Origin of the sequence: Ensifer sp. 2TAB8 (assembly GCF_052115125.1) — a bacterium.
Lineage (GTDB): Bacteria > Pseudomonadota > Alphaproteobacteria > Rhizobiales > Rhizobiaceae > Ensifer.
The window spans coordinates 187,597-207,082 of sequence record NZ_JBFRGB010000015.1 but is presented as its reverse complement, the minus strand read 5'-3'; the positions used below and the strand labels follow the sequence as shown (position 1 = coordinate 207,082).

The window sequence follows — 19,486 nt, the reverse complement described above, 5'->3', positions numbered from 1 at the left end:
GACCCGGGCGCGCACGCCGCTTGCCCATATCGCGCCCGGCGATTGCGATCGAGCGCTTGTAACCACAGGCAGGACAAACTCTTCCGGCCGGCCACACCATGCTTTCCAGCAATCGCCGACACTGCTCCTCATCGCGAAAGGCCACGACCATATCTTCCGCGGTCCGAATGTTGGCAAGCGCTGCAAGCATCTCCGACATTCTCATCTCCTTCGGATCATACCCGAAGAATCGCATGGTAGCCCTTGAGTATCAAGCTTCTTGCTGTCTTTGGTTGATAAGGGCCACTAACGCTATACCCTCAAGAGGGGGCCTTTTTTATTAGAGCGCCTATGCCGTCGAGCGTCAGCCCAGTCATACTGCGACATGCCGGCCCTGTAGACTTCGGCAACAGCCTGGGTCGCAACCAGCTTCGCTCAGGTGAGCGACCTAATCACCCAAATCAGTAGTGCGGCTGTGATCAGCAGCACTACGATCGCCACCATCCGGACAGCCTTTTCAATCATCGTATCGCTCCTAAAGGAACCTGTATGGGCCCGCACCGCTTCGGTACATTGATGCTCGTCGAAAAACGTAACGTGGTAATTGCCGAACGACGCGTCTTACTCCCGTTCAGCCAGGATAACGCGCAGCGCCCGAATGACGTCCGCTGCATCGATCAAGGTATCCCTGATGTCTTCAACGGATAAATCTCGCACGAGGGCAGAGGCTATTCCCAGATCGATCACCACATCGTTTGCGCGCCCGTTAGCCACAAGGCCGGCCTGCTCGCGCATATCACGGATCGTGTCGACCGATCGACCGAGGAGCCGGCTTACTTCGAAAGGCGTTAGCCTCTCGACTTCATTGGCAGCTCTGATCAATTCTGAGATGAACGCGGTTGTGTGAGACATTCTGACCTGAGAAAACGATAGCGGCTGCATTTGAAAGCGCGTCTCTTTCGAACGTCCGCTCTTCGTTCGAAAGCATCATCACCCAATCGGAGCGGCTTTGCTCGCGTCACTGCTGGCCTCGGCCGGACTTGTTGCGATAATTCTTGATGGTCTAAAAAGAAGCCCCGCCAATGGGGCAGGGCGAGGACCGCATCCAGATGGCTCATTGGACGCAAGGAAATCTGCATCGACCCTTAGGGAAGGCTATCGAACGCCGGCCCCAGAAGGAAAGGTCTGTTTTCGCGATTCCGGTACGGTTCGGCAAATAATCTCACCTGGACCGAACGGCGGCGCCAGGCACAGAACCATGATCAATTCATCGTGCGTCCCATCATGGCCGAGGAACCCGTCTGGTATACAGCCGACCTCAACGAAACCATGGCGTTCATAAAAGCGTATCGCGGCCGAATTCTCCGAGCTCACGGCAAGTTCAAGCTGGATAACGCCGTGGGCGAGCGCGTACTCTACCACCTCCTGAAGCAGCTTGGCGGCAACCCCGGTCCCCCGTTTGCCCTTCCGGACATAAACGCTGACTAATCTCGCGCGGTGGACCATTTTCCTCGCACTTTCGAACCTGAGTGCCATCAAGCCGATGGGCTGTCCGCCAAGAAAAGCGGCAAACACCGGCTGGCTCAGATGTTGACGCCATTGGCGATTGGATAGGCGAGCCCAATCCGCAAATACACTTGCATAGGAAAATGGTTCGTGAGAAAGCGCCTCCAGGCGTAGGCGTCGAAACACATCAACGTCCTTGACGGAAAGGCGCCTGACGACCAATTCATCTGCAATCGGCATGTTGCCCTCCACTATAGTGCTCAAAAGGCTCTGCCGCGGACGCTCTTTGAACGAGCTATCGCGGCAACGAACCTCTTAACTGCGCTCTCCTTCACAAGCCCGACCACTGCCATTCGGGAGTTCCAGGGGAGATGAACCCAGCGTCCATTAGCTCCGAAAGAGCTGCCCAGGCCGGGTCCATCGTAAAGCTTGCGAGATCGCCGGCGGACTGCAACAAAGAGATCTCCGAATATCGCGACAGGAGCGCCGCGGCTCCGCCAGCATCTCGGATCTCGGCCAACGGGTTGCCTCCAACAGGCTTCAAAACACGATGGCCCCAAAGCCCGGGTCGCGCGTCGCGGCACAGTTCAGCCAAAAGCGCCGGGTGGCCAGATTGCGCAAATCCCAAGGCTGCAAGGTAGCGCATGAGAGGGTAGTAGATGACCTGGCGACATCCCCCAAGCGCTCGCACGCCTGGCAAAATGGAGGTCACCAGAAACACAGCGTAAAGGCTTGGCACCAACTCGCGTTGCCGAAGCGCCGATGTGATAGCTTCCCGGCGGTACTCGACTTCGAAGTTCGATGAGTTCCGCGCTCTAAGCACGTTATCCTGCAGGCGAAGTGGAACAAGCCTGCCTCTTTCCATTCCCCAAAACAGATCAGTTGTTCGGCGAACCCATCCCCGCCACGCCCCCGCGTTAAGCCGATCCATGGCGTTGAGGGTGCTCTCGCCCAGCACACCGTCTCCAATAAACTCAGTCGATAACCACGAACCGGCATCATCGAGATGATCTGCGATCAGATCGGCGATGTCGAAATCATCAAGCTGAAGCAGTTTGACGGAGGAGGGGAGGGCACTACGCCACAGTACCTGATTGGCCTGCCTGATCGCGGCGGCAGCGGACTCAAATTCATCTGAAGGTAACGTGGCGAGAAGATCGGCGGCAGAGCTGGTTGGGACCGGCTCGCCTCGAGAATTTGAAAGAACGAAACGAACTGGCCTGTTTGATCCGCGGATGCTGAATGAATCCATCCGACTTCGGGGGAGTCCAAATACGTTTAGCGGCTCACCTTCCAACCAGAGCCAGCCCGGACCCTTCTTTGCCCTTTCAGCGAAACTGACGGTCGAGGCGTGGTAGGTGATGTACCACCCTTGCCGCTGGTCGCGGAGACCCAGCAGACTGAACAAATGCGTATAGAAAGCGTCTGGCTCAACGAGCAACAGGCAATGCGGGCCCGTCTGAAGAACGGGCGCGGACCTCATCTGATCGCTAGCGCTTCGCGCGTCTTCAACCCCGTAGCCAGACCTTAGAGCAGTTCGCTCGATAGATCTGCAGAGCAGCGTCATTGCATGCTGGCGCACGGAACATTCCGAGTGAAACGTGCCAGTATCGAAGACCGCTGCCGCATAGTCCTTCAGCGGCCGCTCCCAGTAGGAGCCGAGATGCGGCATCAGCTTCGATAACGTCTGTCGCACGTCAGATGCGCTGCAACAATGGCTGTCGGGGGGGGCTGCCATCTTAAGACGCCAGACGCCTTGGCGCGAGTGGCGTCATGGTGTTGGCATTGCGCCAGGCGAGAGCAGGGGCCAATGGCTCTGCTTCTGTATCGACAATCACGACCGGCAAGTGCTCGTAGCAGTAGCCCGGAGGAATTGCCGGCTTCACCATCAACGAGATCAACTCCAATATGGCTGCCCGCGAATTGGACGAGACGATTGTGTAGAAGTTCCCGCTGTTCCAGGTCAGCACCGAATAGCGAAAGAACGTCCTGAGAGCAGAAACCGTCGTCGAAAGATCCACCTGGAGCCCCGACATGGTGTTCAGGACCTCGTCCTGCTTCTTCGAAATGTCTCCCGTCGAAAAGAAGCGGGCTTTGAAGATGCTATCCTTTTGGCTCTCGCGTTCGTCATACACGTCGCGATCTTCATGCGCGAGCTTCTGCACCTGCACCAGCACACCGCCCGGACGGATGCGGGGAACGACGAAATCCAACTGCTTCATCCGGTCGCGATCATACATCTGGAAGGTCGTGTCCTCGAAAAGAACATCAAATCCATCCCTGAAGCTGAAGAGGTCCGGGTCGTTCGCGTATTTTTCGTCGGTGAGCTCGAAGAATGGACCATGAAAAAAGTGCGCGTGTTCGCTTCCACGCTTTTCGGCAAAGGAAATCCGATTGGCGGCCGTTGGGCTGCAACAGAGCGCTTCAATACGACCATTGCCGAGGGTCGCCAGGGTACGCGCGAGGCATCCGGTTCCAGTGCCGAGTGTGTATACTGTCGTCGGGGCAGCACTTCGCGCCCAGATCCGCAAGCCGAACGAGAGTATGGCGGCGCCCAGACGGCCTTCCTCTTCCAGCCTGTAAGGGATGCTGGCGAAGTAATGGCTGTCGAAGTGTCCCCAAAGGCGTCGATGCGTATCCGCAAAGATCGTAGCCTCAAGGTCGAAGTCGAGCAGACTGCCGTCAAGTCTCGGTGCGGCGCGGTCCGGCGCCCCGGACTGACCGCTGGCAGTTCTCTCAAAAAAATCCGCAAAGGATGTAAGCCTCGGCGCCTTTCGCCAACGTTCGATTGTTGATTGATCCACCATAGCCATCTCCAAACGCGGCGGCGTCGATCAACAAAGGACTTCAACGGATACGCATGTTGCCGCTCACGAGTTTCCATTTGTGAACCCGGGCGAGGGGAGCGCCAATCTACCGAAATTGGTAGGCTATTCTTTCGAGCTCGCGGAGATCCGTCGGGCAAGGAGCGGGGGAAACGGTCACAGTCTGATCAACTCCAGGAAGGTCGCCTTGGCAACAGCATGATAGGTCGTCAGAGCGCGAAGCTTCAGCCTTGCTGAACGAAGATAGAGCTTCACTGCATTTTCCGAGATTCCGAGATCGGCTGCTATCTGTTTGGAGATCCTACCTATTGCAAGCAGCTGCAGACATTGGCTCTCGCGTCGCGAAAGTTGGCGCATGCGGACCGATTTCCGAAACGCGAGCGCATCAAAAACTGTCTCATGCAAATAGTGGGCAAGGAGCTGCATCTCGTGGACGCGTGAATCGCGCAGTCGTATCCATTGCCTTCTTGGGAGATTTGAGGTCACGGAAAAAAGGCTGCGTTCGCTATTCGCGCCGCGGATTGGGATCGTCAAGCCTTGCGAGCCAATCCCATAGGAGCACGCCTCTTTGAACAGCCGGCCGGCGGGCCTCGACCGCCAATCGAGGGCAGACCAATCCACCGGAAGAAAGCCCAGTCGCATAACGTCGATAACGGGATCTATTTCGAAGTAGCCCCTGTCGACATAGGCTGCGGTCCATGCGTCCGGGTAGGTCGTGCAGAAATACGGAGGCGTGCTCGTCGCAGTCCCCGCATGCACCACGAGGAACGTCATGTGCGTAAACCCATATCCCGTGCATAGTTCACTTAATGCGGGGTAGAGATCTTCGCGATGCGCCACTGACCGCAGCCTTCTCAATGAAGATGACAAACGGTTATGGTTGACGATTGGGCGAAGTCTTCGTTTGTCCGGCACCGGTTCCTTCTCCTTGAATTCAAAGGTCCGGACTTTAGCCTCAGCCGTTCGGCCGGGAAATTGCAGGAATCACCAGGGGAGCCAACGAAACTGGCAGGTGCGTCAATGGAAGGCGCCGTGGTGGGCTCGTTTCGGATAGCGCAGGTCAGATCACCACCTGCTCACCGAGCTCGACCACCCGGTTTGGTGGAAGACTGAAGTAGTCAGCCGGGTCGATTGCAGCGGATGCCATCGCGATGAACAACTTGTCCTGCCATCCCGGGAGCCCCGAGTCCGGATCAGCGACCAACTTCCGACGTCCGAGGAAAAAGGACGTCGACATGATCTCGAACTTGAAGCCGGCTTTCTTGCAGAGGGCGAGCGCCTTCGAGACGTTTTGCGTGTCCATGAAGCCGAAGGTGAGCTCGATCCGGGTAAAGCGTTCGGAGAGGGGCGTGATGGCAAAGCGCTCGCTGTCCCGAACAAAGGGCACTGCGGCGGTCTTTATAGTCAGGATGACGTTGTGGGCATGAAGGACACGGTTGTGCTTGATGTTGTGAAGAAGGACGCCGGGTGCTTTGTCGGGTACACTCGTCAAAAACACGGCAGTGCCTGGAACCTGTGCGGGAGCATGGTCGGATTTTCGCTCGATCGCGGCGATAAATGACTCCAGCGGGATATCGTTTCGCGTTGATTTTTCCCGAAGGAACAGCGTTCCTTTGCGCCAGGTCCACATCAGAATCATAATGGTTGCCGCGATGAGGATCGGCACGTAACCGCCGTCATGGACCTTCAGCAGGTTTGCCGAGAGGAAGATGCACTCGAGGATGAAGAGCGGCATCAAAAATCCAACAGCCGAGAACATCGACCATCCCCAGGCAACACGGACGAACTTGAATGACAGAAGCGTTGTGACCACCATCGCACCAGTGACCGAGATCCCATACGCGGTGGCGAGAGATTCTGAGTTTCTGAAGGCAAAGATCAGCACCAGTATTCCTGCCAGCAACACCGTGTTGACGTCCGGAACGTAGATCTGCCCGGTGTTGGATTCCGATGTGAATCGGATTTCAAGGCGCGGGAGGAAGCCGAGATGGATGGCCTGGCGCGCGAGAGAGAACGCCCCCGTGATCACGGCCTGGCTGGCAATTATCGTCGCCGCCGTTGCAAGAATGACGACCGGCAGCAACGCCCATTCGGGGAACATCAGGTAAAAGGGATTGTGGGAGGCAGCCGGGTTGTCGAGAACGAGGGCACCCTGACCGAGATAGTTGAGGGCAAGGGACGGAAACACGAGAACGAACCAGGCCACCTGGATCGGCCGCCTGCCGAAATGACCCAGATCGGCGTAGAGCGCTTCCGCCCCCGTGACCGTGAGGAAGACGGCGCCTAACACGACCAGCCCGACGAACCCAGCGTGCGTTATGAAATAGATCGCATGGATCGGGTTGAGAGCATAGAGGATGGTGGCGTCGTCTGCGATATGGGCCAGGCCGCCGGCCCCCATCACGACGAACCAGAGTACGGTGATCGGCCCGAAGAGGCTCGATACAGCGGCGGTGCCTTTCGACTGGACCAGAAAAAGTCCCGCCAAAATCGTTGTTGCAATCGGCAGCACATAGTCGCCGAGCGCCGGCGTCACCAGCTTCAGTCCCTCGACGGCGGAGAGGACGGAAAGGGCAGGGGTGATCATGGCGTCGCCGATGAACAGGGCCGCTCCGATCAGGCCCGCAAAGAACAACACCGTCGTGTGGCTCGCGGACTTTTTCATGAGGAGTGCAAGCAGCGAAAGGGTGCCGCCTTCGCCGTCGTTGTCCGCTCTTAGCAGGAAAATGACATATTTTACGGTAACGATCAGTGTCAGCGTCCAAAGCATCAATGAAATCAACCCGACGACTTCGTCATGGCTTATCCCATCATGAGCAAAAGGGCGGAGCGCTTCCCGGAACGCGTAAAGGGGGCTGGTCCCGATATCGCCGTAGACGACGCCGACAGCGCCAAGAACCAAAGCGGCAAAGCGTTTCTTTTCGGCGCCATGGGCCGCAGCGTCAATTGCGGAAGTACTCATCGATCCTCCAGTCGCGGCGGACGACTTTTTGCCGGGCTCCTCATCTCGGGGTCGAGCCTGTGGTCCCAGCTTGGAAAATTGAAAGGGTCTCGCGGCGTCGAAATCAGTTCGATCGGCTGTCATTCCAGAGGCTGAATCGACGCCTATTTTGACGCGCAAATGCGCACGCGTAAATGCTCCTTGGCGCTGATCGAGCACGCTCGGGGGTAAAACTGGACGCCCACTCCGAGGGGATAAAGTCAGTAACTCGCAGGTGAGGCAGGTGTATAATGGTAACGGCAGCGCCGCATGCTCCCTGCACGGCGTGAACCCGTTTAACACTTGCCCGTAACGCCTTATGGCAGGAGTTGGTTCAATGGCTGCTTCAAGATCAAAACTATCAGGAAACATGTCGGCTTCGCCTGTGGCCGGGATCGCGAGCGCTGTTAACGCGATAGCGCCGGCGGGCCTGGGCTACCTCGCCGCAATAATGCTGACCGCCATCACAACGATCGTCGCCATTGGGGTCAACAGCGGCGTCCAGATACCGAACGTTTCCCTCATCTTCGTGGTGCCCGTCGTCATTGCAGCCGTAGGATTCGGTTTGGGGCCATCCGTGTGTTCGGCGGTGCTCGGGGCACTGTCCTACAATTTCTTCCTGACCGAACCGCGCTACCTGCTCCTGGTCGATGACGCGGCAAACATCTGGGCGATCAGCCTCCTCCTCGTCGTCGGATTGATTGTGAGCGGTGTTGCCTTCACCTCACAACGAAGAGAGAAGGAGTTGCTGGCATTGAGGCGCGATGTTGGCGTGCTGCAGGAATATAGCCGCGACATATCGAAGGCACACAACAACACGCAGGCTGCCGTCTCCACCGCGGCCCGGGTGCTGGCCGATCTCTTCCAGGTGCCTGCTTTCGCGGCGATCATCACGGATGATCAGGTGACATCTCTCAAGTGCGCCGGAGACCTGGAGCCGAAAATTGCAGAGTTTGAAGCCGCGCGGCTATCCGTTGCAACGGGATCAGCACAGCGAGCGGGCGTCTACCCGACCCTGGAATCGCGTTTCGATTTCTGGCCCTTGACGATGACGGGACAGAGCATCGTGATTGGCCTCTCCTTCGATCCAGACAGGCGTCCGGCTGCACCAGACGTTCTGGTCGATATCGTGCGAAACGTCCTGTCGCTGGCACTTGAATGCCAAAAATCGCGGGATCAGCTCAATATTTCGCAGCGGCGTTGAGCTTTGGTCCCCGAAGAAGTCAGGACTCCGCGACGCCGGCAGCAGCTGGCATTTAAGGATATGGAGAAAACCCACAATGATGGCTGACCAGAGGTCTAGCGTCCTGCCAAGCGCCTCGGCCGGCCTGCCTATGCGTTACGTTATATCATAACGTTATCGCGTAAGAGTTATTATGGAACTCAATCGGGGTAGGGTTTGGCGCTGGAATCTTTTTTAAAGCCTGAAGCCTGGTCACGCCTCGAGCTTCGGTACCGCGTCGAGCAGCATCTGCGTATAGGCGTGCCGGGGCGCGGTAAAGACCTGCGGCGCAGGCCCCTGTTCTACGATCTCGCCATGACGCATCACCACGACGCGGTCGCAGAGATGATGCACGACCGAAAGGTCGTGGCTGATAAAGAGCAGCGTGATGTTCAGATTGCGCCGCAGCTCCATCAGCAGGTTGATGACCTGCGCCTGGATCGAGACATCAAGCGAAGCGACCGGTTCGTCACAGATGATGACTTCCGGCTGCATGGCGAGCGCTCGGGCAATGGCGATGCGCTGGCGCTGGCCGCCCGAGAACTGGTGCGGATAGCGATCGGCCAGCGCCGGATCGAAGGCAACGGCCCGTAGCCATCGGTTGACATAGTCGCGGGCATTGGCACGCGTGCAGAAACCGTGGGCGATCGGTCCTTCGGCCACCGACTGGAAGATGGTGCGGCGCGGATCGAGCGAGGCGAAGGGATCCTGGAAGATCATCTGCACATGGGTGCCGAGCTTGCCCGTCGCCGAGCGCACCGGCTTGCCGCCGATGCTGACCGTGCCGGAGGTCGGTGGATAGATGCCGCACAGGATGCGGCCGAGCGTCGATTTGCCGGAACCGGATTCGCCGACGAGACCAAGAATCTCACCGCGGGCGATGGTCAGGTTTGCCGATATCACCGCGTGGACTGGGCCGGGCTCACGCAACAGGCCCCAGCGTATGCCAAGACCACGCAGAAAGCCGATGCGCGGGGCAAAGATCTTCTCGATGGCCTCCGTTTTCACAAAGGTTTCGTCGGGCGCGGTACCGATCGCCGTGCCGCCCAGACCGCTCAGGTCTACGGAGCCGGCAGCCTCGGTCGCGGCAGACGCCAGCGGCTTTCCGGGCGTCGAGCGCGAAGGAAGCGCATCCAGCAGCCCTTGTGTATAGGGATGCAGCGGGTTGTGCAGCACCTGCCGTGCAGGGCCGGCCTCGACGATCTTGCCGCGCCGCATCACCGCGATGGTGTCGGCGATCGACGAGACGGTGGCGAGATCATGGCTCACCCAGATCAGGGAGGTTCCCATCTCTGCGACCAACGCTTTTACCATAAGCAGAATCTCGGCCTGCACGGAAACGTCGAGCGCGGTTGTCGGCTCGTCGGCGATGATGAGCTGGGGGCGGTGCAGAAGCGCGATAGCGATCGCCACACGCTGGCGCATGCCTCCGGAAAACTCGTGCGGATACTGGTCCACCTTGCTTTCCGGATCAACGATCTTGACTTGGTCGAGCGCTTCGACCGCGCGGCGGCGGATCTCGGCATCCGAAACGGGTTCATGCGCCCGGATCGCCATGCCTAGCTGGTCGATGATCCGGACGACGGGGTTCAGCGTCATCATCGGGTCCTGGAACACCATCGAGATGTCCTTGCCCCGAATCCTGCGCAGTTCCTTGCCGTCGAGCCCGACCAGTTCGCGCCCGTTGAAACGGATGGAACTGCCCTCCTGGATGCGGCCAGTCTCATCGAGAAGGCCGATCAGCGAAAAGCCGGTGATGGACTTGCCCGAGCCGCTTTCCCCGACGAGACCCATGACCTCGCCACGCCTCAGCGTGAAGGAGATATCGTCCACCGATTTGACGGTGCCCTTGTCGGTCTCGAAGTAGGTCCGCAGGTTGCGGACATCCAGAAGATCGCTCATTTGCGCAGCCTCGGATTGAGCTGGTCCCTGATCTGGTCGCCGACCAGATTGATCGCCATGATGAGGATGATGAGGGCAACGCCCGGATAAATCGCGATCCAGTAGCGTCCCGACATCAGATACTGGAAGCCGTTGGCAATCAGCATGCCGAGCGATGGCTCCGTCGGCGGCAGGCCAACGCCCAGGAAGGATAGGGTCGCCTCCAGAGAAATCGCCGAGGCGATCTGCACCGTGGCGACCACGATCAGCGGCGGCAGCGAATTTGGGAGGATATGCCGGGTGATGACGAACCACCCGCTCATCGGCACAGAAAGTGCGGCCTGCACATAGTCCTTCTGCCGTTCGGCGGCGGCAGCGCCATGGGCGGTGCGCACGAAATAGGCATATTGCGCAAAGACCAGCGCGAGGATGAGCTGCGACTTGCCCTGCCCGAGGATCGCGGCCACGACGAAGGCCAGCAGGATCGCCGGGAAGGAAAGCTGGATATCGACGATGCGCATGATGACGGATTCGATACGCCCGCCGACATAGGCGGCAAAGCACCCCACCACCGCACCGATCGAAAAGGCGATCGCGCCGGCGACCAGCCCCATCTGCAGGGAAATGCGCAGGCCGTAGACAATGCCCGAAAGCAGGTCACGCCCCTGGCTGTCCGTGCCAAGCAGATGCAAGATGCCGGTCGAGCCGACATAGCCCGGCGGCCGACGCGCATCGCGCAGCACCAGCGACTTCAGGTCATAGGGGTCCTGCGGTACGAGAAACGGCGCGAAGACGGCCATGAGGATGATGGCGACCACAATGCCGAGGGCCAACACCGCGACCTTGTTACAGCGAAAGGTGTGCCAGAATTCGGAAAGCGGCGAGACGGACTTCACCGCGCGGGCTTCCATCGACATGTCAACGCCTCCCCTGCCGCAGGCGCGGATCGAGCGCCGCATAGGCGAGATCCACGCAAAGATTGATGACCACGAAGAGCGCCGAGACAAGCATCAGGTAAGCGACCATGACGGGCCGGTCGAGCGATGTGATGGAATCGACGATCAGCTTGCCGAGCCCCGGCCAGGAGAAGATCGTTTCGGTGACCAGCGCGAAGGCGAGCGTCGAGCCTAGCTCCAGGCCGAACACCGTCACCAGCGGGATCGAGATCAGCTTGAGCACGTGGCGGCGCAGGATCGTGGATTCCGAGATGCCGGCGGCGCGGGCGAACTTGATGGTATCGGTGAGCATCACCTCACGCGTGCCGGACGCGGCGAGCCGGCACATCATTGACAGTTTGAACAGCGAGAGATTGAGCGCCGGCAGAATGAGATGCGACCAGCCGTTCAGCGTCAGGAAAGAAAACGGGATACCGAAAAGCTCCGCCGTCTGCCCCCGCCCGCCAGCCGGCAGCACGCCGAGCTGCACGGCGAAGACCATGATCAGCATCAGGCCGATCCAGAAGGTCGGCACGGAGAAGCCGAGGATCGATACGGCCATGATGGCCTTGGCGATGTAGCTGTCGGGCTTGTAACCGGCATAGACGCCGAGCGGAATGCCGATGAGAGAAGCGAACAGCACCGCGATCAGCGTCAGTTCTAACGTTGCCGGCAGACGCTGGGCGATCAGCGTGACGACCGGCATGTTGAAGACGAAGGAGCGCCCGAGATCACCGGTCAGCAAGCGCTGCAGGAACTGGAAATACTGCTCCCAGAGCGGCAGATCGAGCCCGTATTGGTGGATGACCTGCTGACGCATTTCCTGCGTCACATCAGGCGAGATCAGCACATCGACCGGATTGCCGATGACGTAGACGCCCATGAAGACGAGCATGGACATGACCAGGAGCACGAAGAGTGCCTGCCCAAATCTGCGAAGAATGAAAGATGCCATGTCCCCCCCCCGGTGGATCCGCAATGGGCGAAGCGCCCCAGCGACTTCAGTGCCAGCCGTGCTCGATCTCGTGACGGGTTTCCTCGACGCCGACCTGCCAGATCTCCAGCATGTCCGTATCCGGGCGCTGGAAGACGCCGTGATAATTGCCCTCTGCGATACGCTCGCGCTTACGGCCCGCATCGACGCGTGACGTAGCGGCGAAATCGATCCGCTCCTTCTGGAAATTGGGGATCGGCGCGCCTTCGAGACGGGTCCAAGGGAAGTTTTCCATCCAGCTTGCATGCGAGGCAGCGGGATCGATCTCCTGCACCTTCGCCATCGTCTTCGGCGCGCGCCACCAGTCATGCAGCTTGACCGAGGTGTCGCGGTTGCGGTTCATCCACTCGCTGATCACCGGATTGATCGGCGTGTTGCCGCCATGACCGTTGACGATGAGGACGCGGCGGAAGCCGGAACGGTAGATGCTGTCGAGGATATCCTCGAAGATACCGATATAGGTGCGCAGCGAAAGGGTCACCGTGCCGGGGAAATCGGCAAAGCCGGAGGCCATGCCATAGGGCAGACACGGAAAGACCGGTACGCCCAGCGGCTCGGCGGCTTCAACCGAAACCCGCTCGGCCAGGATCATGTCGGTGGCAAGGCTCAGATAGGCATGCTGCTCGATCGAGCCGATCGGCAGGACGCAGCGATCGTCCTCCTTCACCCGTTCCTCGACCTGGCTCCAATGCATGTCCTGAATGCGCATTTTCCGTCCTTCTTTGCTTGCGGCCACGCCTTCGGCGGGCCGCTCGTGCCTGCCGTCCAGCAGGGAGCTCACTCTCCAAATTAGTTCTATATGGATCGATTTTTGAGATTGACGCAAGGTCTTTGCCGCAAATAAAGTTCCATTCGAGATCAACATCTATTTTGTGCGGGATGGGCAGAATGGACGAAGCAATGCGTCAAGCGCTGTTCGAGGGAAGAGCCGGCCGAGAGGAGCCGCTGGCCTCGCCAGGCACCAAGGTCGACGCAATCATGCACGCCAAACTGTGGGACAATCCGTGCTGGTTCTCGTTCCGGCTGAACTATCTCGCGCTTCATTTCAACAATCCGGTCTATGGATACATCCAGCAGCAGCTGGGTCTGTTACGCCCCGAATTCGTGGTGTTGTGGTCGCTCTATCTGGGCGGAAACTCGACGCTGACCGATGTGGTGCGCTCATCCGGTTTTCCGAAGAACACGCTGAGCCGCGCCGCCAACAAGCTGACCCGCCTCGGCATGATCGACCGCGAGATCGATCAGGACGACCAGCGCCGCATCACGCTCGGCCTCACCGACAAGGGGCGCGAGGCGGTGGAATCCAGCAAGGGCATGATGATCGAGCACGAGCGCCGCATGCTGGAATGCCTCAGCCCCGCCGAGCGGCTGAGTCTTTCGGAGATCATGACCAAGCTCGTGACCGCGTCCAGCCAGTGGCCGCAGATGATCGACAGCGATCAGCCGGACGACGCGCTCTGATCCGCCATCACCTTCTCCGGCCGCAGCCGGACGGCGGCAGGCCCGCCAATACCCCATTTAATGAGAGAGGAAGCCCAATGATAATGAAATCCATGCTCCGCGCAGCGTTGGTGGCCACCATGCTGTCTTCGCCCATCGCCGCGCTTGCCGCTGATCTTGTGATCGCGACGAAGAACGGCCCGGCCTCGATGGACCCGCACTTCACCGCGACCTCGGCCAATGCCGAAGCGACCAAGCACATCTTCGACACGCTGCTGCGCTCCGGCAACAATCTGGAAATCCTGCCGTCGCTGGCAACGAGCTGGCAGGCGCTGGACGACACGACCTGGGAATTCAAGCTGCGCCAGGGCGTGAAGTTCCATGACGGCTCCGACTTCACCGCCGAGGACGTGAAATTCTCCATCGAGCGCATCCCGAACGTCACCGGCCCGAACCCGTCGACCATCTATGTACGCCGCGTCGCCAGCGTCGAGATCGTCGACGACTACACGGTGCGCGTAAAGACCAATGGTCCCGCCCCGACGCTGCCGAACGACTTCATCCGCCTGTTCGTCGTCTCGCACAATGCAGCAGCCGATTACTCGACCAAGGACAGCTCGGCCGAGGGCTTCAACATGGGCAAGGCGACCATCGGGACCGGCCCCTACAAATTCGTGAGCTGGGCGCCGACGCAGGATCTGGTTCTGGAGAAGTTCGACGGTTACTGGGACGGCGCACAGCCCTGGGACAAGGTCATCCGCAAGGAAATCCCGAATGACGCGGCCCGCGTCGCCCAGCTGAAGGCCGGCCAGGTCGACCTCATCTCCAAGGTGCCGGCAACGGACCTTGCCAGCATCGAGTCCGACTCCGCCCTGCAGGTGATCAAGACAGAATCGATCTACATCCCCTACCTGGAATTCGATTTCCGCGCGGACTCGCCGCAGGTCTGGGACAATGCCGGCAAGAAGCTCGATAAGAACCCCTTCCTCGATCCGAAGGTACGGGAAGCCTTCGACCTTGCACTCGACCGCGAGACCATCGTGGAATTTGCGCTTGAGGGCATGGGCGTCGTCTCCACTCAGCTCGTGAGCTCGAATATCTTCGGCTACAACAAGGCGATCACCGCTCCGGCCTTCGATGTCGAAAAGGCGCTTAAGCTGATGGCCGAAGCCGGCTATCCGGATGGCTTCAAGGTCGCGCTCAGCTATGCCAACGACCGCATGCCGACCGAACTCGGCCCGACCGTCGCCCAGCTCCTGGCCGCGATCAACGTGAAGGTCGATGTCCAGGGCGTGCCGGCTGCAGTGTTCAACCCGGCCAAGACGCGCGGCGAATACTCGCTCTACATGGCCTCCTGGGGCACGCTGACGGGCGAAGCCAACTACATGCTTTCGTCGCTGATGCACACCAATGATGCGGAAAAGTCGCTCGGTGCCTTCAACGTGCGCGGCTATTCCAACCCGCAGATGGACAAGCTGATCGAGGATGCTGCGGTCGAGATGGATGAAGCCAAGCGCCGCGTCCTGCTCGAGGAAGCCAACATGCTGGTTGCGACCGACCGGCCCGACCTGCCGCTGGCGACCAACCTTTCCGCCTGGGGCGCCAAGGCCGACACGGTGACCTACGATCCGCGCTCGGACGAAGACACGCTGGCCATGGACGTCCATCCCAAGCAGTAAGCCCGGCAATAGACTTCAGGGGCACCGGCAGCAGCCGGTGCCCTTTCTCATGATGATCGGAGATTTCCCATGACGAAATTCGCCCTTGCCATTCATGGCGGCTGCGGCGTGATGGCCAAGCTGGATCTCAGCGAGGCCGAGTGGATCGCCGCCCGCCGCGACCTCGGGCGTGCGCTGGAGGCCGGCTATGCCGTTCTGGAACGCGGCGGACACGCCATTGATGCCGTGCAGGCCGCCGTCGTCGTCATGGAGGACAGCCCGCACTTCAACGCCGGCCATGGCGCGGCGCTGAACGAGAACGGCATCCATGAACTGGATGCTTCCATCATGGACGGGGAGACGCTGGCGGCTGGCGCGGTCTGCGCTTCGCGCCATATCCGTAATCCGGTGATGGCCGCGCGCGCCGTTCTCGAACATGGCGATGCCGTGCTGCTTGCCGGCCCCGCCGCCGACCGTTTCGCCGAGGCCAAGGGGCTGGCGGTGGAGGAACAGGCCTATTTCACGACCGAACGGCGCAAGCAGGCGCTGGCCGCGATGAAGGCCCATGTCGCCGCCGGCACGCAGGTTGCAGCCAGCGAATCCGAAAAGCACGGCACGGTGGGCGCGGTCGCGCTCGACCAGCACGGCCATCTCGCCGCCGCCACCTCGACGGGCGGCTACAACAACAAGCCCGACGGGCGCTTAGGCGACAGCCCTGTCATCGGCGCAGGCACCTATGCACGCGATGGCGTCTGCGCCGTTTCCGGCACAGGCAAGGGCGAGTTCTTCATCCGCCACGTTGTCGGCCATGAGGTTGCCGCGCGCATGGCCTATCTCGGAGAAGACGTGAAGACCGCCTCGGCCAAGGTTATCATGGAAGATCTGAAGCCGCACAATATCGGCGCAGGCCTCGTCGCCGTCGGTGCCGATGGCTCGGTGGCCGCCCCCTACAATACCGATGGCATGTTCCGCGGCTGGGTCACCGACAACCGGGAATTCCACGTCGCTTCCCATGGCGAAATAATGCGCTACGAGCCGGACGGCGTACAAACCCAGCACTGAAGACAAAATGGGCCATCCGTGCCCTGTACATGAGCGCATTCATGGGCGATGAGCGCAAGGGCCGTGCGGAAATCCTCTGGATCTCGCAGATCCTCTTCGAGAGCGATCGCGCAAATCGGCCCGGCAAGCAGTACGATATGCGTCGTTACATTTTCATCTCGCCTAACCGCCACAGCCTTGCCGACGCCGACGAGCTCATCATCATTGGTTCGCTCCTGCGGGCGCAGCCCCTCCATCGCGGAGACCGGACTTCAGCTCAAGACTAGGACGAGGTTTACGGAGCGGTATCCGTTCAATCTCTTGGAAAAAAGGACCGCGACGTAATACCTTGATGAGATCATTACTTATCGGGCAATGGCGATGACGTCTAAAGTTACAGCCAAAGGGCAAGTTACAATTCCCAAATCAGTGCGCGACCTCCTGGGAATTGTTCCTGGGAGCAAGGTTGATTTCCGCCGCGCGCAAGATGGGAGCATCGTTCTCGTCCACGACGCCAAAAAGCAGCAGCGCTGCCGCTTTTCCAAACTGCGGGGGCACGCAGGCGAAGGGCTGGACACTGACGCGATTATGGCACTCACCCGTGACGAGCCGTGATATTCGTCGACACGAACGTGCTTCTCGATGTCGCGACCGATGATCCGACATGGGCAAATAGGTCTGTAGCGCAGCTGGTCGGAGCCGATCGCGCTCAACCGCCGGAACAGCTCCTCATAGCCCGGCCGCCTGAAGGTCGAGCGGGCTGAATGTCGCGGAGCGAGCCTTTGCCAGCTTCAGAAAGATGACCGGGCCGTGCACCACCGGACGGGTGAGCCGGCAATCGGAATGGCCATCACCCCGACTGCTCGAAAGGTTCGCGCATGCGCCTACCGCTGCACCAAGGACCTTGCCTGTGCAAGAAAGCTTTCGAACTGCTCGTCCGGCACGAAAGATCCCCCCGTCGTCCAGAGGATGTGCGTCGCGCGTCCCATCTTGTCCCGGATACCGCGCTGCACGCAGAACTCTTCGCCGCGCGGGTGGCGCAGGAGGAACTCGGGGCCGAACAAGGCCGCGGTTGCGGACGGCTCAAGGCGTAAACCCTCCGCCTCGTACGCAGCCAGCAGCGCCTTCAGCAAGTCGGCGTCGGGAACAGTGTAGATGCCTGCCAACATTTCTCGCATGACGGTCGCAACGAACGCAGACATCCGCGCCACCGCCATCCCGTCAGCCTCGGTCTTGTTGGTAAGGCCGACGTCATAGACCGACACCAGTTCCTCGGAGCCCGACATCATATGCACCAACGCGCAAGGCGACTGGACGGGTTCGACGAAGAATGCATGGACATTGTCGCCAAAGACTGCTTTTGCCCCGAAGGTTACACCCCCTGGAGCGCCGCCGATGCCGCAAGGCAGATACAGAAACAAAGGGTTGTTTTCGTCGACAGTTACGCCCAGGCCCTTCAACTGTTCAGCCAGTTCGTAGGCCGCGACGCTGTAGCCGAGGAACAGGTGTCGAGACTTTTCGTCGTCAACAAAGTAGATGGACGGATCCGCTTCCGCGACGACGCGCGCGTTCTCCACCGCAGTCGTGTAGTCGGCCTCATGTTTGATAACCTCGACACCGAGCCGAAGCAGGCGATCCACCTTCCACTGCTTCGCATCGAAGGACATGTGAACGGTTGCCTTGAAGCCCAGCGCCCGGGCGGCGATACCCACGCTCAAGCCAAGGTTGCCGGTACTGCCGACGGCGATCGTGTATCCAGAAAAGAAGTCTCGCGCTTCGGCCCCCGCGAGTTTGCGGATGTCTCCCCCGTCGGCCAGCAGGCCATTTTTCCTCGCCAGGCCCTCGGCGAAAAGAAACACTTCGTAGACCCCTCCCCTTGCCTTGATGGAACCGGCCACGGGAAGCTCGCTGTCAGCCTTCATGAACAGGCGACCGTACTCCGGCGAGCCATATTCCAGCGCGTGTCGCAACGCCTTGAGCTCGAGCAGTTCGGATCGGATGACGCCGCCGGTGGCTTCGAGTTCTTCGAAACACGCTGCAAGCAGTGGAGCCAGTCTCTCCCAGTTCCGTTTGGCGTCCAGGACATCGGAAGGGTTTACCGGTAAGTCTCCTCCGTCGATTGCGCCCGCCTTGTACTTCGGGTTCACCCATAGGGTCGGCCACGCCGAGGCCACTTCCTGGAGAAGTTGCGCGTTCGGTACTTCGACGGTCATCGCATTATCCTGTTGCCGATGGTTGATTGCCATGTGTTTCGCTCAGTGCTTCAGAACGCGGGCCAGGAAGGAGCGGGCACGGTCATTCTGCGGATCGTCGAAGAAGGTATCCGGCTTCGCGATCTCCAGGATTGAGCCCTGGTCGATGTAGACAACGCGGTCGCCGACCTCGCGGGCAAACCCCATCTCGTGGGTGACGATCATCATGGTCATGCCTTCAGCGGCGAGTTCGCGCATGACATCGAGGACCTCCCCCACCATTTCCGGATCCAGGGCGCTGGTTGGCTCATCGAAGAGCATCAGATGGGGTTCCATCGCCAGCGACCTGGCGATGGCCACGCGCTGTTGCTGGCCGCCCGACAATTGTCCCGGATACTTATGCGCATGCGCCTTCAGACCCACGCGCTCCAGGAGTTTGATCGCAGCCGCCTCGGCCTCTTCCTTGGATTTCTTCCGTACACGGATCGGCGCGATCGTAATGTTCTCGACGACTGTCTTGTGCGGAAAGAGGTTGAATTGCTGAAACACCATCCCCACGCCCTTGCGGATCTCCGCCAGTTCGCGCTCGCCTCCGAGTCTTCGGTCTTCGTCGACGGGCATGTGATAACCGTCGACCACGAGACTGCCGTGCTGGTACATCTCGAGGCCGTTCACACAACGGATAAGGGTCGACTTGCCGGAACCGCTCGCCCCGAGAACAACCATTACCTCGCCGCGTGTCACTGTTAGGTCGATGTCCTTCAGCACGTGATGCGTGCCGTAGAACTTGTTCATTTTTTTCATTTCAACGATGGTGGTCATCGCTTTCACTC

19 protein-coding genes are annotated in these 19,486 nt (G+C 59.8%); 6 read left to right on the top strand and 13 right to left on the bottom strand.

Translation table 11 applies throughout. From position 1 onward, the window contains the following. From AB4Z53_RS23495 to AB4Z53_RS23465, 7 genes are all read right to left on the bottom strand, one after another. On the bottom strand, nucleotides 1-199 hold a 199-nt coding region (locus AB4Z53_RS23495), incomplete at its 3' end, for a transposase (RefSeq protein ID WP_441597891.1). A gap of 401 nt (nucleotides 200-600) precedes the next feature. Further along, nucleotides 601-891 carry a hypothetical protein gene (locus AB4Z53_RS23490; RefSeq protein WP_441597908.1) on the bottom strand — a complete coding sequence of 97 codons (291 nt, stop codon included), beginning with the start codon at nucleotides 889-891 and terminating at the stop codon, nucleotides 601-603. A 243-nt stretch (nucleotides 892-1,134) separates the two neighbouring features. Next, nucleotides 1,135-1,725, bottom strand: a complete 591-nt coding sequence (locus tag AB4Z53_RS23485) for a GNAT family N-acetyltransferase (RefSeq protein WP_441597890.1) — start codon at nucleotides 1,723-1,725, stop codon at nucleotides 1,135-1,137. Between the two features lie 91 nt (nucleotides 1,726-1,816). Continuing rightward, entirely contained in the window at nucleotides 1,817-3,052 is a 1,236-nt protein-coding gene (locus AB4Z53_RS23480) for a hypothetical protein (protein ID WP_441597907.1), read from the bottom strand. Nucleotides 3,053-3,224: 172 nt separating this feature from the next. After that, the gene (locus AB4Z53_RS23475; protein WP_441597889.1) at nucleotides 3,225-4,292 is read right to left on the bottom strand and encodes a class I SAM-dependent methyltransferase; all 1,068 of its coding nucleotides are present in this window, start codon (nucleotides 4,290-4,292) and stop codon (nucleotides 3,225-3,227) included. Between the two features lie 174 nt (nucleotides 4,293-4,466). Then, entirely contained in the window at nucleotides 4,467-5,198 is a 732-nt protein-coding gene (locus AB4Z53_RS23470; RefSeq protein WP_441597906.1) for a helix-turn-helix transcriptional regulator, read from the bottom strand. 172 nt (nucleotides 5,199-5,370) lie between these two features. Continuing rightward, a complete protein-coding gene (locus tag AB4Z53_RS23465) occupies nucleotides 5,371-7,272 on the bottom strand; it encodes a potassium transporter Kup (protein WP_441597905.1) in 1,902 nt (633 codons plus the stop codon). 355 nt (nucleotides 7,273-7,627) lie between these two features. On the opposite strand from AB4Z53_RS23465, the gene AB4Z53_RS23460 reads away from it, so the two are divergent. After that, nucleotides 7,628-8,494, top strand: a complete 867-nt coding sequence (locus AB4Z53_RS23460) for a DUF4118 domain-containing protein (protein WP_441597888.1) — start codon at nucleotides 7,628-7,630, stop codon at nucleotides 8,492-8,494. Between the two features lie 231 nt (nucleotides 8,495-8,725). On the opposite strand, the gene AB4Z53_RS23455 is transcribed toward AB4Z53_RS23460, so the two are convergent. Genes AB4Z53_RS23455 through AB4Z53_RS23440 form a run of 4 tightly spaced genes read right to left on the bottom strand, consistent with a single transcriptional unit; the run spans nucleotide 8,726 to nucleotide 13,031 of the window. After that, complete coding sequence (locus AB4Z53_RS23455) at nucleotides 8,726-10,414, bottom strand: dipeptide ABC transporter ATP-binding protein (protein WP_441597887.1); 1,689 nt, start codon at nucleotides 10,412-10,414, stop codon at nucleotides 8,726-8,728. Next, nucleotides 10,411-11,310: an ABC transporter permease gene (locus AB4Z53_RS23450; RefSeq protein WP_441597886.1), complete on the bottom strand. Its 900-nt coding sequence runs from the start codon at nucleotides 11,308-11,310 to the stop codon at nucleotides 10,411-10,413. The genes AB4Z53_RS23455 and AB4Z53_RS23450 overlap by 4 nt, the downstream gene beginning before the upstream one ends. 1 nt (nucleotide 11,311) lies before the next feature. Beyond that, on the bottom strand, nucleotides 11,312-12,283 hold the full coding sequence (locus AB4Z53_RS23445) for an ABC transporter permease (protein WP_441597885.1): 972 nt from the start codon (nucleotides 12,281-12,283) through the stop codon (nucleotides 11,312-11,314). Between the two features lie 46 nt (nucleotides 12,284-12,329). Then, entirely contained in the window at nucleotides 12,330-13,031 is a 702-nt protein-coding gene (locus AB4Z53_RS23440; protein ID WP_441597884.1) for a creatininase family protein, read from the bottom strand. Nucleotides 13,032-13,210: 179 nt separating this feature from the next. On the opposite strand from AB4Z53_RS23440, the gene AB4Z53_RS23435 reads away from it, so the two are divergent. The 5 genes from AB4Z53_RS23435 to AB4Z53_RS23415 all read left to right on the top strand — a co-directional run bounded on the left by AB4Z53_RS23435 (nucleotide 13,211) and on the right by AB4Z53_RS23415 (nucleotide 17,076). After that, the gene (locus AB4Z53_RS23435) at nucleotides 13,211-13,783 is read left to right on the top strand and encodes a MarR family winged helix-turn-helix transcriptional regulator (protein ID WP_441597883.1); all 573 of its coding nucleotides are present in this window, start codon (nucleotides 13,211-13,213) and stop codon (nucleotides 13,781-13,783) included. An 83-nt stretch (nucleotides 13,784-13,866) separates the two neighbouring features. Next, nucleotides 13,867-15,441 (top strand): ABC transporter substrate-binding protein, encoded by a 1,575-nt coding sequence (locus tag AB4Z53_RS23430; protein WP_441597882.1) that lies wholly within the window; start codon nucleotides 13,867-13,869, stop codon nucleotides 15,439-15,441. Nucleotides 15,442-15,510: 69 nt separating this feature from the next. Continuing rightward, nucleotides 15,511-16,482, top strand: coding sequence for an isoaspartyl peptidase/L-asparaginase family protein (locus tag AB4Z53_RS23425; RefSeq protein ID WP_441597881.1), 972 nt, complete (start codon nucleotides 15,511-15,513; stop codon nucleotides 16,480-16,482). 41 nt (nucleotides 16,483-16,523) lie between these two features. Continuing rightward, entirely contained in the window at nucleotides 16,524-16,748 is a 225-nt protein-coding gene (locus tag AB4Z53_RS23420; protein ID WP_441597880.1) for a hypothetical protein, read from the top strand. A gap of 94 nt (nucleotides 16,749-16,842) precedes the next feature. Continuing rightward, the gene (locus AB4Z53_RS23415) at nucleotides 16,843-17,076 is read left to right on the top strand and encodes an AbrB/MazE/SpoVT family DNA-binding domain-containing protein (RefSeq protein WP_441597879.1); all 234 of its coding nucleotides are present in this window, start codon (nucleotides 16,843-16,845) and stop codon (nucleotides 17,074-17,076) included. Between the two features lie 269 nt (nucleotides 17,077-17,345). Here AB4Z53_RS23415 and AB4Z53_RS23410 read toward each other — a convergent pair whose 3' ends face one another. Both AB4Z53_RS23410 and AB4Z53_RS23405 read right to left on the bottom strand, forming a co-directional pair. After that, the gene (locus tag AB4Z53_RS23410) at nucleotides 17,346-18,674 is read right to left on the bottom strand and encodes a D-serine ammonia-lyase (RefSeq protein ID WP_441597878.1); all 1,329 of its coding nucleotides are present in this window, start codon (nucleotides 18,672-18,674) and stop codon (nucleotides 17,346-17,348) included. 42 nt (nucleotides 18,675-18,716) lie between these two features. Then, a complete protein-coding gene (locus tag AB4Z53_RS23405; RefSeq protein WP_273700267.1) occupies nucleotides 18,717-19,475 on the bottom strand; it encodes an amino acid ABC transporter ATP-binding protein in 759 nt (252 codons plus the stop codon). Nucleotides 19,476-19,486: the final 11 nt, after the last annotated feature.